At 70.8% G+C, this 15,379-nt stretch carries 13 protein-coding genes; 3 read left to right on the top strand and 10 right to left on the bottom strand.

Features of this window, described 5'->3' with window-relative positions; all coding sequences use genetic code 11:
- Positions 1 to 52 precede the first annotated feature (52 nt).
- Entirely contained in the window at positions 53 to 1,711 is a 1,659-nt protein-coding gene (locus ACFYO9_RS12905; RefSeq protein WP_358777415.1) for an alkaline phosphatase D family protein, read from the top strand.
- 49 nt (positions 1,712 to 1,760) lie between these two features.
- Here the strand turns inward: ACFYO9_RS12905 and ACFYO9_RS12910 are convergent, their stop codons facing one another.
- A complete protein-coding gene (locus ACFYO9_RS12910; protein ID WP_358777416.1) occupies positions 1,761 to 2,330 on the bottom strand; it encodes a dienelactone hydrolase family protein in 570 nt (189 codons plus the stop codon).
- 43 nt (positions 2,331 to 2,373) lie between these two features.
- Here ACFYO9_RS12910 and ACFYO9_RS12915 point away from each other — a divergent pair, with 43 nt between their 5' ends.
- A complete protein-coding gene (locus ACFYO9_RS12915) occupies positions 2,374 to 3,474 on the top strand; it encodes a mechanosensitive ion channel domain-containing protein (RefSeq protein ID WP_355813521.1) in 1,101 nt (366 codons plus the stop codon).
- Between the two features lie 27 nt (positions 3,475 to 3,501).
- Here ACFYO9_RS12915 and ACFYO9_RS12920 read toward each other — a convergent pair whose 3' ends face one another.
- The 5 genes from ACFYO9_RS12920 to ACFYO9_RS12940 form a co-directional block, all read right to left on the bottom strand.
- On the bottom strand, positions 3,502 to 5,088 hold the full coding sequence (locus ACFYO9_RS12920; RefSeq protein WP_355813523.1) for a Na+/H+ antiporter: 1,587 nt from the start codon (positions 5,086 to 5,088) through the stop codon (positions 3,502 to 3,504).
- 109 nt (positions 5,089 to 5,197) lie between these two features.
- Complete coding sequence (locus ACFYO9_RS12925; protein WP_355813525.1) at positions 5,198 to 5,668, bottom strand: GNAT family N-acetyltransferase; 471 nt, start codon at positions 5,666 to 5,668, stop codon at positions 5,198 to 5,200.
- Positions 5,665 to 6,606, bottom strand: coding sequence for an RluA family pseudouridine synthase (locus tag ACFYO9_RS12930; protein ID WP_355813528.1), 942 nt, complete (start codon positions 6,604 to 6,606; stop codon positions 5,665 to 5,667). The genes ACFYO9_RS12925 and ACFYO9_RS12930 overlap by 4 nt, the downstream gene beginning before the upstream one ends.
- A gap of 70 nt (positions 6,607 to 6,676) precedes the next feature.
- On the bottom strand, positions 6,677 to 7,303 hold the full coding sequence (lspA, locus tag ACFYO9_RS12935) for a signal peptidase II (RefSeq protein WP_358704486.1): 627 nt from the start codon (positions 7,301 to 7,303) through the stop codon (positions 6,677 to 6,679).
- 78 nt (positions 7,304 to 7,381) lie between these two features.
- Positions 7,382 to 8,494 carry a TraR/DksA family transcriptional regulator gene (locus ACFYO9_RS12940; protein ID WP_358777417.1) on the bottom strand — a complete coding sequence of 371 codons (1,113 nt, stop codon included), beginning with the start codon at positions 8,492 to 8,494 and terminating at the stop codon, positions 7,382 to 7,384.
- 597 nt (positions 8,495 to 9,091) lie between these two features.
- On the opposite strand from ACFYO9_RS12940, the gene ileS reads away from it, so the two are divergent.
- Positions 9,092 to 12,235 carry an isoleucine--tRNA ligase gene (gene ileS / locus ACFYO9_RS12945; protein ID WP_358777418.1) on the top strand — a complete coding sequence of 1,048 codons (3,144 nt, stop codon included), beginning with the start codon at positions 9,092 to 9,094 and terminating at the stop codon, positions 12,233 to 12,235.
- 142 nt (positions 12,236 to 12,377) lie between these two features.
- Here ileS and ACFYO9_RS12950 read toward each other — a convergent pair whose 3' ends face one another.
- The 4 genes from ACFYO9_RS12950 to ACFYO9_RS12965 form a co-directional block, all read right to left on the bottom strand.
- Positions 12,378 to 13,496, bottom strand: coding sequence for a DivIVA domain-containing protein (locus ACFYO9_RS12950; protein ID WP_358777419.1), 1,119 nt, complete (start codon positions 13,494 to 13,496; stop codon positions 12,378 to 12,380).
- Positions 13,497 to 13,542: 46 nt separating this feature from the next.
- Positions 13,543 to 13,827 (bottom strand): YggT family protein, encoded by a 285-nt coding sequence (locus ACFYO9_RS12955; RefSeq protein ID WP_355813542.1) that lies wholly within the window; start codon positions 13,825 to 13,827, stop codon positions 13,543 to 13,545.
- A gap of 71 nt (positions 13,828 to 13,898) precedes the next feature.
- The gene (locus ACFYO9_RS12960; protein WP_355813545.1) at positions 13,899 to 14,534 is read right to left on the bottom strand and encodes a cell division protein SepF; all 636 of its coding nucleotides are present in this window, start codon (positions 14,532 to 14,534) and stop codon (positions 13,899 to 13,901) included.
- A gap of 124 nt (positions 14,535 to 14,658) precedes the next feature.
- Positions 14,659 to 15,378 carry a YggS family pyridoxal phosphate-dependent enzyme gene (locus ACFYO9_RS12965; RefSeq protein ID WP_355813548.1) on the bottom strand — a complete coding sequence of 240 codons (720 nt, stop codon included), beginning with the start codon at positions 15,376 to 15,378 and terminating at the stop codon, positions 14,659 to 14,661.
- Position 15,379: the final 1 nt, after the last annotated feature.

The following is a 15,379-nucleotide window of genomic DNA, read 5'->3' on the forward strand; positions in this document are numbered from 1 at the left end:
GCTTATCGGGTTCGCCCCCTCGTGCGATGACCGCTCAGTATCGTGATCACCCGTGACCAGTCGAAACGATCTGCAGTCGTCGCTCAACTCCCCTGCTCCCAGCCGCCGCACCGTCGTCAAGGCCGCGGCCGCCACCGCCGCCCTCGGCGCCCCGCTCGCCGCGATACCCGCGCACGCCGCCGAGGGGCCGGCGTTCCACCACGGGGTGGCCTCCGGGGATCCGCTGCCCGACGGAGTCCTGCTGTGGACCCGGGTGACGCCCGTGCCGGACGCCGTGCCGGGCTCCGGCAAGGGGCCGGACACCGCGGTGAGTTGGGAGGTCGCCGAGGACAAGGGCTTCACCCGCGTCGTCGGCCACGGCAGCACCACCGCGCGGGCGTCCGCCGACCACACCGTGAAGGCCGACGTAAGGGGCCTGCGCCAGGCGACCACCTATTACTTCCGGTTCTCCGCAGGGGACGTCCACTCCCCCGTGGGCCGCACCCGCACCACCCCCGCGCCCGACGCCTCCGCGCACAACATCCGCTTCGGCGTGGTGTCCTGCGCCAACTGGGAGGCGGGGTACTTCTCCCCGTACCGCCACCTCGCGGCCCGCACCGAGCTCGACGCCGTGCTGCACGTCGGCGACTACATCTACGAGTACAAGAGCGGCGAGTACCCGGCCGCCGAGTACGTGGTGCGCCCGCACGAGCCGCGGCACGAGATCACCACGCTCGCCGACTACCGCGTCCGGCACGGGGCCCACAAGACCGACCCCGACGCGCAGGCGATGCACGCCACGCACCCCGTCATCGCCATCTGGGACGACCACGAGTTCGCCGACAACGCCTGGTCGGGCGGCGCGGTCAACCACACCGACGGGACGGAGGGCAGCTGGGCCGCGCGCATGGCCGCCGCCAAGCAGGCCTACTTCGAGTGGATGCCGGTGCGCCCCTCCACCGAGGGCACCGTCTACCGCCGCGTCCGCTACGGCAAGCTCGCCGATCTGCACCTGCTCGACCTGCGGTCCTTCCGCTCCGAGCAGGCGGGCGCCGGCAGCGGCTCGGTCGACGACCCGGACCGTACGATCACCGGCCGCGCCCAGCTCGACTGGCTGAAGGCGGGCCTCGCCGCCTCGGACGCGGCCTGGAAGCTGGTCGGCACCTCGGTGATGATCTCGCCGGTCGCCTTCGGCTCCCTGCCGGCCCACCTGCTGAAGCCCCTCGCGAAGCTGCTCGGCCTGCCGGAGGAGGGCGTGGCCATCAACACCGACCAGTGGGACGGCTACACCGACGACCGCAAGGAACTCATCGCCCACCTGCGCGAGAGGAAGATCCAGAACACCGTCTTCCTGACCGGTGACATCCACATGGCCTGGGCGAACGACGTGCCGGCCAAGGCGGCCACATACCCGCTCTCCGCCTCCGCCGCCACGGAGTTCGTGGTCACGTCGGTGAGCTCCGACAACGTCGACGACCTGCTGCACGTCGCCCCGCACACGCTCTCGCTCGTGGCCGTCGGCGCCATCAAGGCCGCCAACCGCCATGTGAAGTGGCTGGACATGGACTCGCACGGCTACGGGGTCCTCGACGTCACCGCCGAGCGCTCGCAGATGGACTACTACGTGATCTCCGACCGGGCCGACCCCGGGGCGACCTCGTCCTGGGTCCGCTCCTACCGCACGCTCAGCGGCACGCAGAAGGTCGAGCGGGCGGACGCCCCGGTGCGCTGACGCGCGGGGGCGGTCGGGGAGACGGCCGGAGGGACGGCCAGAGGGACGGCTAGAGCGTCTCCAGGAAGCCGAGCGCCGTGCGCCACGTCGCCTCGGCGGCCTGCGCGTCGTAGTCGTCCAGGTCCGGGTCGGTGTAGAGGTGTCCGGCGCCCGCGTAGCGGTAGACCTCCACATCGGCCCCCGTCCGCCCCATCCGCAGGTACCAGGCGCTCAGCCAGTCGTCGGACTCGAACGGGTCGGGCTCGGCGACGTGCAGCTGCACCGGCAGCTCGTCCACGGACGCGTTCTCCGCGATGTCGGAGGTGCCGTGCAGGAGCAGCAGGCCGCGGGCCCGCTCGTCGCCGAGGGCGAGGGTCTGCGCGGTCGCGGCACCGAGCGCGAAGCCCGCGTAGACCAGGCCGCGCTCCGAGTAGGGCGCGGCGGCCAGGATCGCCCGCTTCAGGAGCTCGTCCTTGCCGAGCTCGTCCTGGAAGGCCCTTCCCTCCTCGACGTCGTCGAAGACGCGGCCCTCGAAGAGGTCCGGGGTCCACACCTCGTGCCCCGCGGCGCGCAGGCGGTCGGCCGCCGCGTGCACCGCGGGCCGCAACCCGTACGTCGAGTGGAAAAGCATGATGTTCATGGGGCCATCGTGCCATTCGGCCCCGCCCACTACCCTCGGCGGCATGGAGAACGTACTGCGTCCGTTGATCGTGATCGGCGGCTCGGTCGTGCTCACGGTGATCGTCGGCTGGCTGGTCGACGTGCTGTTGCGCCGGGCCGACGAGCGGCACCACGAGACCCCGCTGTGGGGTCTGCTCCGCCGTGGCCGCGTCCCCTTCCAGGTCGTCCTGTGCACCGCCCTGCTGAGAGGCTCCTACGGCCAGGCCGAGCTCACCAAGGACCACTCGGCGGTGACCGGCCAGATCCTCACCCTCGTCCTCATCGGCTCCACCGCCTGGCTGGTCGTCCGGATCGCGGCGGCGATCGTCGAGTCGTCGTACGCCCGGTACGCGGCCATGCACCGGGACCCGGCCCGGGTCCGTCGGGTCCGCACCCAGGTGACCCTCATCCAGCGGGTGGTCACCGCGATCGTCGGTGTGGTGGCCGTCGCCGCGATGCTGCTCACGTTCCCCGCCATGCAGGCGGCGGGTGCCTCGCTGCTCGCCTCCGCCGGCATCCTGGGCATCGTCGCCGGTGTCGCCGCCCAGTCCACCCTCGGCAACCTCTTCGCCGGGCTGCAGATCGCCTTCGGCGACATGGTGCGGCTCGGGGACACGGTGGTGGTGGACGGCGAGTGGGGCACGGTCGACGAGATCACGCTGACCTTCCTGACCGTCCGGACCTGGGACGAGCGCCGGATCACCATGCCCGTGTCGTACTTCACGGCGAAGCCCTTCGAGAACTGGTCGCGGGGCGGCGCGGAGATGACCGGCACCGTCTTCTTCCAGCTGGACCACTCGGCGCCGATCGCACTGATGCGCGAGCAGCTCCACGACATCCTGCGCGACTGCGCGGCGTGGGACGGCAGGGACTGGGGCCTCGCGGTCACGGACACCACCACGAGCACCATCGAGGTACGCGCCCTGGTGACCGCGAAGGACGCGGACGACATCTGGACGGTGCGGGTCACGGTGCGCGAGCAGATGATCCGCTGGCTCACCGACCACCACTCCTACGCGCTGCCGCGGGTCACCACCGTCTCGGCCGTCGAGCCGCTGACCAACGGCCACCGGCCGCGGTACGAGCCGCTCTCGCCGGACGTGCCGCGCACGGGCCGCGGCTGAGGCGCCGCCGGCCGGTCCGCCCGGTGCTCAGCGCAGGCTGCGTACGTCGAGGTGGCGCAGGACCCGGTCGACGACCTCCGGGTCGGCGCCGGGTTCGCTGCGCGCCGCGAGCACCTCGTGGCGGGCGGCCGACATCATGTCGCGCTGGATGCGCTGGACGGCCTTGAGGCGGTCGACGCGCTTGGCGTACCGGGCGCGCCGCTCGTCGTCGAGGAGGTCGGGGCTGATCCTGGCGCCGATGTCGAGGGCGCCGCGGTGCAGCCGCTCGGAGAGATCGTCGGGGAGCTCCTCGACGTCCTCGATCTCCTTGAGGCGCCGCTTGGCGGCCTTGGCCGCGCGGAGCGCGAGCGTCCGCTCCAGCTCGCGCTCCGCGTCGGCGTCCGCGCGTACGTTGAGCTTGCGGACCAGCCAGGGCAGGGTGAGCCCCTGGACGACGAGGGTCGCCATGATCACGCAGAACGCGATGAAGATGATCTCGTCACGGCCGGGGAACGGGCTCCCGTCGTCCGTCTTGAGCGGAATGGCGAGGGCCAGCGCGACGGAGGCCACGCCCCGCATCCCCGACCACCACATCACGACGGTCTCGCGCCAGGTGGTCGGGATCTCCTCGTCGACGTCCCGCCGCTTGTGCAGCCGCTTGGCCAGCCAGGTCGCGGGCAGCAGCCAGAGCAGTCGTACGCCGACCACGACGGCGACGATCGCCGCGCCCCAGCCGTACATCTGCCACTGGTGGCCCTTCGCGATGCCGAAGACGTTGTGCAGTTCGAGGCCGATGAGGCCGAACGCGATGCCGGTGACCAGGGTGTCGACGATCTGCCAGAAGGTCTGTCCGGTGATCCGGCCGAGCACGTCGTCGGCGTCGACGGCGTTCTCCGCGAGGTAGAGCGCCGTGGTGAGGACGGCGAGCACGCCGGAGCCGAGCAGCTCCTCGGCGAGCACATAGCTGACGAACGGCACGAGGAGGGTGAGGCCGGTCTGCAGGGTGGCGTCGCCGAGCAGCCCCATCAGCTTGTTGGTGAGCCAGCCGAGCACCAGGCCGACGAGGACGGCGACCACGCCGGACAGCACGAGCAGGCCCACGGCGGACGGCAGCGAGAAGGTGCCGCTCACCGCGGCCGCGATGGCCACGTGGTAGAGCACAATCGCCGTGACGTCGTTGAAGAGCCCCTCGCCCTCCAGGATCGACACCAGCCTGCGCGGCAGCCCGAGCGACCCGGCGACGGCGGTCGCGGCGACCGGGTCGGGCGGCGCCACCAGCGCCCCGAGCGCCACGGCGGCGGCGAGCGGCAGGCCCGGCACTATGGCGTTGGCCATCGCCGCGACCGCCGCCGTCGTCACGAACACCAGCGCCACGGCGAGCAGGAAGATGGGCCGGATGTTGGCCGTGAACTGCCGCCAGGAGGTGCGCTGCACGGAGGCGTAGAGCAGCGGCGGCAGGACCAGCGGAAGGATGTAGTCGGGCGGGATCTCGACGTTGGGCACGAACGGCAGCAGCGCCATGCCGATCCCCGCGAGCGTCATCAGGACCGGCGCGGGCAGCCCGAGCCGGTCGCCCAGCGGAACCGTGATCACGGCACCGAGCAGCAAGATGAGCACCAGCGCCAGTTGGTCCACGGTGTGCACTCCGGGTCGAGATTCGAACGATCAAGACCTCAACCCTGCCACGCAATCACCGCCAACCCGGACCAATGCCCTTCGGCGCCTTCGCGCGGCGGGGTCGCCGTCAGCGGTCCAGCGGCTTGCGCATCGCCCGGTGCGGGATCCCCGCGTCGGGGAACTCCGGTCCGTACACCTCGTACCCCAGGCGTTCGTAGAAACCCAGGGCGTGCGTCTGTGCGTGCAGGTCCACGGCGGTCAGGCCGCGCGCGCGAGCCGCGTCCTCGATGGCGCGGACCAGAGCGGCCCCCACGCCGAGCCCGCGCGCGGCCCGGGTCACCGCGAGCCGGCCGAGGGCGCCCACTCCGGCGTCCCCGCCGTTCTTCGCGGCGGCGGCCGCGCCGGTCAGGAGCCGTCCGGTGCCCAGCGGGACACCGTCCTCGCGCACGGCCAGGACGTGCACCGCCCCGGCGTCGTACGCGTCGTACTCCAGCTCTTCCGGCACCTGCTGCTCGGCCACGAAGACGTCCTTGCGGACCGCGAAGCAGGCCTCCAGGTCGTCGGTGCCCGCCGCGACCCGGACGGTCACCGCGGTCACGAGCTCTCCGCGCGCACCCGGTCAAGGGCCAGCTGCAGGTCGTCGGGGTACTGGCTCTCGAACTCCGCCCACTGGCCGTCGCCCGGGTGCTCGAAGCCGAGCCGGACGGCGTGCAGCCACTGGCGGGTGAGGCCGAGGCGCTTGGCGAGGGTGGGGTCCGCGCCGTACGTCAGGTCGCCCACGCAGGGGTGCCGGTGCGCCGCCATGTGCACGCGGATCTGGTGGGTGCGGCCCGTCTCCAGCTTGATGTCGAGCAGCGAGGCCGCCCGGAACGCCTCGATGAGGTCGTAGTGCGTCACGGAGGGCTTGCCCTCGGCGGTGACCGCCCACTTGTAGTCGTGGTTCGGGTGGCGGCCGATGGGGGCGTCGATGGTGCCGCTCATCGGGTCGGGGTGACCCTGGACCAGCGCGTTGTAGCGCTTGTCGACCGTGCGCTCCTTGAACTGGCGCTTCAGGGAGGTGTACGCGCGCTCGGACTTGGCGACGACCATCAGACCGGAGGTGCCGACGTCCAGGCGGTGCACGATGCCCTGGCGCTCGGCGGCGCCGGAGGTGGAGATCCGGTAACCCGCCGCCGCGAGGCCGCCGATCACGGTCGTGCCGGTCCAGCCGGGGCTCGGGTGCGCGGCCACGCCGACCGGCTTGACGATCACGACGATGTCGTCGTCGTCATGCACGATCTCCATGCCCTCGACGGGCTCGGCGACGATCTGCACCGGAGCGGGCGCCTGCGGCATCTCCACTTCCAGCCAGGCGCCGCCGTGCACCCGCTCGGACTTGCCGACCACCGAGCCGTCGACCGCGACCTTCCCCGCCGCGGCGAGCTCGGCGGCCTTCGTACGGGAGAACCCGAACATGCGCGAGATGGCGGCGTCGACGCGCTCGCCCTCCAGGCCGTCCGGCACGGGCAGGGTTCGGATCTCGGGAATCGTGCTCACCCATTGAGTATGCAGGAGCCCACCGACACTGCCGCACCACAGCCCTTCGTACCGCCCCGGGCCCGGGGTCTCAGTCCTTGTGGACCGTGCCGTCCGGGTCGAGGCCGCGGAAGGAGAGCAGCACGATCAGGATGCCGCCGCAGACGATCGCCGAGTCCGCGAGATTGAAGACCGCGAAGCCCTTCGGGGCGATGAAGTCGACCACGGCGCCCTCGAAGACGCCGGGCGCGCGGAAGAGGCGGTCGGTGAGGTTGCCCAGCGCGCCGCCGAGCAGCAGGCCGAGCGCGATGGCCCACGGCAGGCTGTACAGCTTGCGGGCGAGCCGCGCGATCACCACGATGACCGCCGCGGCGATGCAGGTGAAGATGATGGTGAAGGCCTCGCCGAAGCCGAAGGCCGCGCCCGCGTTGCGGATGGCGGAGAGGCGCAGCCAGTCCCCGACGAGCTCGATCGAGTCGTGGTGCTCCAGCTTCGCGACCACGATCATCTTGCTGACCAGGTCCAGGGCGTACGCGACGACGGCCACCGCGAACAGCACGGCGATCCGGCGCCTGCCCTTGCCCGGGCCCGTGCCCTTGTCCGCCGAGCCGTTGTCCGCCGGACCGTCCCGATCCGCGGCGGCACCGGACTGCTCCGGCTCCGCCCCGGCCTCCTCGGGGATGTCCGGCGTACCGATGATGCGCTCCGCCTCTGCCACGTGAGTCCCTCGACCTAGGTACCTGACTGGGGACGAGGGTACGGCACACGCGTACGGTGCCCGGCGCCCAGGCCGGGCTCAGTAGCGGCGTTCCTGCTTCTGCTTGCACTCCACGCACAGCGTCGCGCGCGGGAAGGCCTGCATCCGTGCCTTGCCGATCGGGTTGCCGCAGTTCTCGCAGAGCCCGTAGGTCCCGGCGTCGAGCCGCTCCAGGGCGCGCTCGGTCTGTTCGAGCATCTCGCGCGCGTTGGCCGCCAGCGACATCTCGTGTTCCCGCGTGATGTTCTTCGTGCCGGTGTCCGCCTCGTCGTCGCCCGCCCCGTCGCCGGAGTCCCGCATCAACCCCGCGAGGGCCTCCTCGGAGGCGGCGATCTCGCTGCGCAGCCGCAGCGACTCGCTCTGCAGGTCCGTGCGCGCCTCCGCGACCTCTGCCGGGGTCCACGGGTCCTCGCCGGGCCGGACCGCGAGCTCGCCGGGCACCGCCGCGGTCCCGCGCGCCTTGGGCAACGCCGTCGCCGTCTTCGCCGCTGTCGCCGTGCCCGGAGTCTTCTTCGCAACCACCGTCGTGGCTCCCGTCGTCTCCGCGGCCTCAGCCGCGTCCTCGGCCGCAGACGCGGCCGTCTCCTTGACCGTGCTGGTGCTCTTCTTGGTCGCGCGCTTGTGGGCCGCGGTCTTCTTGGTCGCGCTTTTCTTCGCGGCGCTCTTCTTGGCCGGGGCTTCTGCCGGAGGCTCGGCTTTTGCCGGGGGCTTCTTGGCAGCCGCCTTCTTCGCGGCCGCCTTCTTGGTCGCCGTCTTCTTGGTCGCCGTCTTCTTGGGGGTGGCCTTCTTGGCGGCCTTCTTGGTCGCCGTCTTCGAAGGCGGGGCCTCGGAGGCGGGCGCATCCGTGGCCGCGGTCTTCTCGGGCTCGCCGACCTTGGTCACCGCCTTCTTCGCGGCCGCCTTTTTGACCGCGGTCTTCTTGGCCACCGCCTTCTTCGCCTTGGCGACCGCCTTCTTCGCCGCGGCCTTCGGCCCGCTCGGCCCCGCCTCCTGGGACGGGTCCTCGCCGCCTGCCCGCGCGGTGTCGGACACCTGCGCCGCCTTGGCCCCGTGCGTGCTCTTCTTGCCGCTCACATCCTTGGACGTCACCGCGGCCGCCCCGGTGGATCTGCCGGACGCCGACTGCTGTACGGCGGTCTTCTTCGCCACCATGGCCGCGGCCCCTTCACATATTGTGATCTTGCTCGCGAATCGTGCTGGGACGATAAATCGACTCCAGGCCCGCGGCAACGGGGCACGCCGCCCGATCCGCCCGCCCCGCGGGTACCGCGCGGCGAGTCTGCATGCGTTGTGCCCAACTCCCTGCCGGGTAATCCGCCGCCCGCCACCCGCCCGGAACCGGCCGACCCGCATGTCGCCATTCGGGTCAGTACGCCCCCGCTCTCCCACCCGCCCCACGGCTCCCGGAAAAGCGGTCGGCCGCCCCCGCACCGGCGCCGTACACTGGGCGGCAGCGAGAAGCGTGGATGGGGACGAGTAGCGGCGTACGCAGCCATGAGCGACCCGGGGACGGTGTGAGCCCGGGGGCCAGCGCGACGTGAAGATCACCCCGGAGCCGCCGGAAGAAAGCCGCAGCCCTCGGGCCCGGCCGGTAGACCCGGTTTCGCGACCCCAATGAGGGGGCTCACCGGCACGAAACCCCGTTCCGGAGGGCCAAGGAGGGTGGTACCGCGGGAGCGCGCCGCACCAGGCGCACACAGCTCTCGTCCCTCCGACGGAAGGCAGCACATCCGTTGGAGGAGTTCGTCGATGACGCCGCCGCAGTACCGCCAGGTGCCCGCCCAGGTCGACCTGCCCGCCCTCGAGCACGCCGTGCTCGACTTCTGGCAAGAGCAGAAGATCTTCGCCAAGAGCCTTGAGCAGTCCGAGGGCCGCCCCGAGTGGGTGTTCTACGAGGGCCCGCCGACCGCCAACGGCATGCCGGGCGCCCACCACATCGAGGCCCGCGTCTTCAAGGACGTCTTCCCGCGCTTTCGCACCATGCGGGGCTACCACGTCGCCCGCAAGGCCGGCTGGGACTGCCACGGCCTCCCGGTCGAGCTCGCGGTCGAGAAGGAGCTCGGGTTCAACGGCAAGAAGGACATCGAGGCGTACGGCATCGCCGAGTTCAACGCCAAGTGCCGTGAGTCCGTGACCCGGCACACCGACGCCTTCGCCGACCTCACGACCCGCATGGGGTACTGGGTCGACCTCGACGACGCGTACCGCACGATGAACCCCGAGTACGTGGACTCGGTCTGGTGGTCCCTGAAGGAGATCTTCAACAAGGACCTCCTGGTCCAGGACCACCGCGTCGCCCCCTGGTGCCCCCGCTGCGGCACGGGCCTGAGCGACCACGAGCTGGCGCAGGGCTACGAGACGGTCGTCGACCCCTCCGTCTACGTCCGCTTCCCGCTCACCGGTGGCCCGCTGGCGGGCGAGGCGGCCCTCCTGGTGTGGACGACCACTCCGTGGACCCTCGTCTCCAACACCGCCGTCGCCGCGCACCCCGACGTCACGTACGTCGTCGCGACGAACGGCGAGGAGAAGCTCGTCGTCGCCGAGCCGCTCGTCGAGAAGGCCCTCGGCGAGGGCTGGGAAACCACGGGACAGACCTTCACCGGCGCCGAGATGGAGCGCTGGACCTATCAACGTCCCTTCGAGCTGGTCGAGTTCCCGACTCCGGCGCACTACGTCGTCAACGCCGACTACGTCACGACCGAGGACGGCACCGGTCTGGTCCACCAGTCCCCCGCCTTCGGTGAGGACGACCTCAAGGTCTGCCGCGCGTACGGCCTTCCGGTGGTGAACCCGGTCCGTCCCGACGGCACCTTCGAGGAGGACGTGGCGCTCGTCGGCGGTGTCTTCTTCAAGAAGGCCGACGAGACCCTCACCAAGGACCTGGAAGAGCGCGGGCTGCTCTTCAAGCACATCGCGTACGAGCACAGCTACCCGCACTGCTGGCGCTGCCACACGGCGCTGCTCTATTACGCGCAGCCGTCCTGGTACATCCGCACGACGGCCATCAAGGACCGGCTCCTCCAGGAGAACGAGAAGACCAACTGGTTCCCGGACTCGGTCAAGCACGGCCGCTTCGGCGACTGGCTGACCAACAACGTCGACTGGGCGCTCTCCCGCAACCGCTACTGGGGCACCCCGCTGCCCATCTGGCGCTGCGAGGAAGGCCACTTGACGTGCGTGGGTTCGCGCGCCGAGCTCACCGACCTGACGGGCACCGACCAGTCGGAGCTCGACCCGCACCGCCCGTTCATCGACGCGATCACCTTCGCGTGCCCGCAGGAGGGCTGCGGCAGCACCGCCACGCGCGTGCCGGAGGTCATCGACGCCTGGTACGACTCCGGTTCGATGCCGTTCGCGCAGTGGGGCTACCCGTACAAGAACAAGGAGCTCTTCGAGAGCCGCTACCCCGCGCAGTTCATCTCGGAGGCCATCGACCAGACGCGCGGCTGGTTCTACACGCTGATGGCGGTGGGCACCCTCGTCTTCGACAAGTCGAGTTACGAGAACGTGGTCTGCCTCGGTCACATCCTCGCCGAGGACGGCCGCAAGATGTCCAAGCACCTGGGCAACACCCTGCAGCCCATCCCGCTCATGGACCAGCACGGCGCCGACGCGGTCCGCTGGTTCATGGCGGCCGGCGGCTCCCCCTGGGCGGCCCGCCGGGTGGGCCACGGCACCATCCAGGAGGTCGTCCGCAAGACGCTCCTCACGTACTGGAACACGGTCGCCTTCCAGGCGCTGTACGCGCGTACGTCGGCGTGGGCCCCGAGCGAGGCCGACCCGGCGCCGGCCGACCGCCCGATCCTGGACCGCTGGCTGCTCAGCGAGCTGCACGCGCTGACCGACCAGGTCACCCAGGCCCTGGAGAGCTACGACACCCAGCGCGCGGGCAAGCTCCTGTCCGTCTTCGTCGACAACCTCTCCAACTGGTACGTGCGCCGCTCCCGCCGCCGCTTCTGGCAGGGCGACAAGGCGGCCCTGCGCACCCTGCACGAGGTCGTCGAGACGGTCACGCGCCTGATGGCCCCGCTGACGCCGTTCATCACGGAGCGTGTCTGGCAGGACCTGGTCGTGCCCGTCACCCCGGACGCCCCGGAGTCGGTGCACCTCTCCTCCTGGCCGGAGGCGGACCTCTCCGCGATCGACCCGGAGCTGTCCCGGCAGATGCTCCTCGTCCGCCGCCTGGTGGAGCTGGGCCGCGCCACGCGCGCGGAGTCGGGCGTCAAGACCCGTCAGCCGCTCTCCCGCGCGCTGATCGCGGCCGCGGGCTTCGAGAAGCTGGGCCCGGAGCTGCGCGCCCAGATCACCGAGGAGCTGAACGTCTCCTCCCTGGCGACCCTCTCCGAGGTGGGCGGCTCCCTGGTGGACACGACCGCCAAGGCGAACTTCCGGGCCCTCGGCAAGCGCTTCGGCAAGGGCGTCCAGGCGGTCGCCAAGGCCGTCGCCGAGGCCGACGCGGCCGCGCTCTCCCTGGCCCTGCGCGAGGGCACGGCCTCGGTCGAGGTCGATGGCGAGAGCGTGACGCTGGCCCCGGACGAGGTCATCATCACGGAGACCCCGCGCGAGGGCTGGTCGGTGGCCTCCGAGTCGGGCGCCACGGTCGCCCTCGACCTGGAGATCACCGAGGAGCTGCGCCGGGCCGGCCTGGCCCGTGACGCGATCCGGATGATCCAGGAGGCCCGCAAGAACAGCGGCCTGGACGTCGCGGACCGCATCGCCCTGCGCTGGACCTCCCCGGACCCGGTGGTCGTCACCGCCCTGTCCGACCACGCCGAGCTGATCGCGGACGAGGTCCTCGCCACGGACTTCGCCGAGGGCGAGGCCGACGACACCTTCGGGGAGCCGTTCACGGACGACGCCCTGAAGCTGACGTTCCGCCTCCGCAAGGCGTAAACGCACACGCAAAGGCCCGGTCCCCTCAGGGGCCGGGCCTTTCGCGTACGGCGCACCGAAGCGCACAAAAGGGCCGGGCCCCCAGATGTCTGGGGGCCCGGCCCTGAACGCTGCCGACGCCGCTACGGCGTGGGATCGCCCGTCAGTTGTCGTCCTCGTCGATGAGGAAGCCACGCATCGGCGACGGGGCCTGCTGCATCGGCTGCTGGCCCTGCGGCCGCACCGGCGCCATCGGCTGGGTCATCGCCGGCGACATCTGCTGCTGGCCGCCGTACGACGGGCCACCGGCGGGCTGGTTGCCGCCGCCCATCGACTGGTTGCCGCCGTAGGACGGGGCACCCGCGCCGGCCGGAGCCATCGACGGCGCCGGGGACGGCGGCAGCGAGGCGGTGGCCGGAGTGCGCGGCGGGGCCAGCGAGTCGTCGGCCTGGGTCTCCAGCTGGCGCAGCTGCGACTCCAGGTACGACTTCAGACGCGTGCGGTACTCGCGCTCGAAGCCGCGCAGGTCCTCGACCTTGCGCTCCAGCGTGGCGCGGGCGGACTCCAGGGAGCCCATCGCGACACGGTGCTTCTCCTGCGCGTCCCGCTCCAGGGCGTCGGCCTTGGCACGGGCGTCACGCTCGAGGCCCTCGGCGCGCGAACGGGCCTCGCCGACGATCTTGTTGGCCTCGGAACGGGCCTCCGCGATCGCCTGGTCCGCGGTCTGCTGCGCCAGGGAGAGCACACGGGCGGCACTGTCGCCACCGGGGCCCTGACCGGGCTGCGGCATCTGCGGGCCACCCATCGGACCCTGGCCCATGGGACCGCCCATCGGGCCACCCATCGGACCCTGGCCCATGGGGCCACCGGGACCCTGCGGACCGCCCTGCGGGCCGTGCCCACTGGGGCCTGCGGGCAGCTGCGGCGCACCGCCGGGCAGCTGCGGCGGGCCGCCCATGGGGCCGCCCATCTGCTGCTGCTGCTGCGGCGGGACCGGCTGCGGACCCGATATTGCGGCGGGCACGGGGGCGCCGGGACCGCGCTGGTCCTGCGGCCCGTCGGGGCCGGGGCCCTTACGCATGCCGCCCTGCTGCTGGTTCTGCGCGGCGGCACGGGTGGCCGCCGCGAGCTTGGCGCGCAGGTCCTCGTTCTCACGGAGGAGGCGGGTCAGTTCGGCTTCGACCTCATCGAGGAAGGCATCGACCTCGTCCTCGTCATAGCCTTCTCGGAGGCGGACGGTCGTGAACTGCTTGTTACGCACGTCCTCGGGGGTCAACGGCATCTCTTCACCTCAACGTAGTCGTCGGCATTCGGCAAGACCGTATCGTTCACAGCCAGCTCACTACGGTGATCAGGATGTAGACGATGATCATCAGTACGAAGAAGGACAGGTCGAGCGCCACGCCCCCGAGACGCAGCGGCGGAATGAACCGCCGCAGAAGCTTGAGCGGTGGATCAGTGACAGTGTAGGTGGCCTCCAGAACGACCACCATCGCCTTGCCGGGTTGCCATGAGCGGGCGAACTGGAAGACGTAGTCCATGACCAACCGGAAGATCAGCACGATGAGGAAGCACATCAGCGCGATGTAAAGCACCTGCCCGACCACGCTCATGTCCGCGGTTCCCTCTCCCCTGTTTCCCGTGCTCGTCGTTCCGGTACTGCGTCTACGGCAACACTTGCGTCTCAGCTCTGGTTGAAGAACCCGCCCTCTGCGATGCGAGCCTTGTCCTCCGCCGTTACATCGACGTTAGCAGGCGACAACAGGAACACCTTCTGCGTCACTCGTTCAATGCTGCCATGCAGACCGAAGACCAGACCGGCGGCAAAGTCGACAAGTCGCTTCGCATCCGTGTCGTCCATCTCCGTCAGATTCATGATCACCGGAGTGCCCTCGCGGAAGTGTTCCCCGATGGTACGGGCCTCGTTGTAGGTCCGGGGGTGCAATGTGGTGATGCGGTAGGGCTCCCGCTCGGACACGACCTTGGGCATGATCACCGGTGCGTTCTTCTCCAGGCTCTGGCGTTCAGGTGTGATGGATGCCACGGGGGCGATTCGTGCCGGACGTCCGGATTCCGCGGCCAGCGAAGCGGAATGCGGCGCCGGTTCACGCTGGGCGGGCGGCTGCACCACTCGTACCGATTCGTCCCGTTGTGACTGATGGGACTGGTGCGACTGATGGGGCGGTTCGTGCCTCCTGCGGTCGCGCTCGGGCTCCGGCTCGGGTTCGAACTCGTCATCGGGGTCGAACCCCGGACCGTCGTACCCATCGTCCTCCACGAGGCCGAGGTAGACCGCCATCTTGCGCATCGCGCCGGCCATGCTCTGAGTCCTCCGCTCTGTGGTGGATCGGCTGTCGTCACCAACTGCCCGCGATCCACGAGGTATCCCCGCCCAACAGCGAGAATGACCATATTTTCTGCTGTGGTCCGACTTCTTGGCGACGTTACCCGAGCCCGGGTCGGACTCCGAGTACCGCCGTACCGACGCGCACATGTGTCGCCCCGGCCGAAACGGCCTGCTCGAGGTCCGCACTCATCCCTGCCGACACCATGTTCGCAGCAGGATGAGCCGCGCGCATGAGGGTTGAGAATTCCATCAACCGCTCGAACGCCGCCTGTTGCCGCCCCGCGTACGGCCCGGTGAGCGGGGCGACGGTCATCAGACCGTCGATCCGCAGCCCCGGCGCCGCCGCCACGAGGTCGGCCAACTCCTCGATTCCGCCGGGCCCCACCCCGCCCCGCTCGCCCCGCCCGTTCTCCTCGGCGTCGAGCGCGACCTGGATGAGGCAGCCGACCTCACGCTCCGCGCGCACCGCGGCCGCCGACAGAGCTGTGACGAGCTTGGGACGATCGACCGACTGCACCAGATCGGCATAACCGACCACGGAACGGACCTTGTTGGTCTGCAATTGGCCCACGAAGTGCCAGGTGAGGGGGAGATCCGCGCACTCGGCCGCCTTCGGCGCCGCGTCCTGGTCACGGTTCTCCGCGACGTGCCGCACGCCGAGTTCCGAAAGGAACCGCACATCGCTCGCGGGGTAGGTCTTCGTGACCACGATGAGGGTCACGTCCTCCCGCTTGCGCCCGGCCGCCGCGCACGCCGCGGCGATGCGCTCCTCGACCTCGGCGAGATTCGCCGCGAGTTGGGACTTGCGCTCCGTCATG

This window comes from Streptomyces sp. NPDC005863 (assembly GCF_042871345.1).
Classification (GTDB): Bacteria; Actinomycetota; Actinomycetes; order Streptomycetales; family Streptomycetaceae; genus Streptomyces.

What these genes read in the sequence shown, in the direction of transcription:
- ACFYO9_RS12965 (WP_355813548.1), bottom strand. Translation starts at nt 15,378, where the DNA reads ATGACGGAGCGCAAGTCCCAACTCGCGGCGAATCTCGCCGAGGTCGAG.
- ACFYO9_RS12940 (WP_358777417.1), bottom strand. Translation starts at nt 8,494, where the DNA reads ATGGTGGCGAAGAAGACCGCCGTACAGCAGTCGGCGTCCGGCAGATCC.
- ACFYO9_RS12910 (WP_358777416.1), bottom strand. Translation starts at nt 2,330, where the DNA reads ATGAACATCATGCTTTTCCACTCGACGTACGGGTTGCGGCCCGCGGTG.
- ACFYO9_RS12955 (WP_355813542.1), bottom strand. Translation starts at nt 13,827, where the DNA reads ATGAGCGTGGTCGGGCAGGTGCTTTACATCGCGCTGATGTGCTTCCTC.
- ACFYO9_RS12960 (WP_355813545.1), bottom strand. Translation starts at nt 14,534, where the DNA reads ATGGCCGGCGCGATGCGCAAGATGGCGGTCTACCTCGGCCTCGTGGAG.
- ileS (WP_358777418.1), top strand. Translation starts at nt 9,092, where the DNA reads ATGACGCCGCCGCAGTACCGCCAGGTGCCCGCCCAGGTCGACCTGCCC.
- ACFYO9_RS12950 (WP_358777419.1), bottom strand. Translation starts at nt 13,496, where the DNA reads ATGCCGTTGACCCCCGAGGACGTGCGTAACAAGCAGTTCACGACCGTC.
- ACFYO9_RS12915 (WP_355813521.1), top strand. Translation starts at nt 2,374, where the DNA reads ATGGAGAACGTACTGCGTCCGTTGATCGTGATCGGCGGCTCGGTCGTG.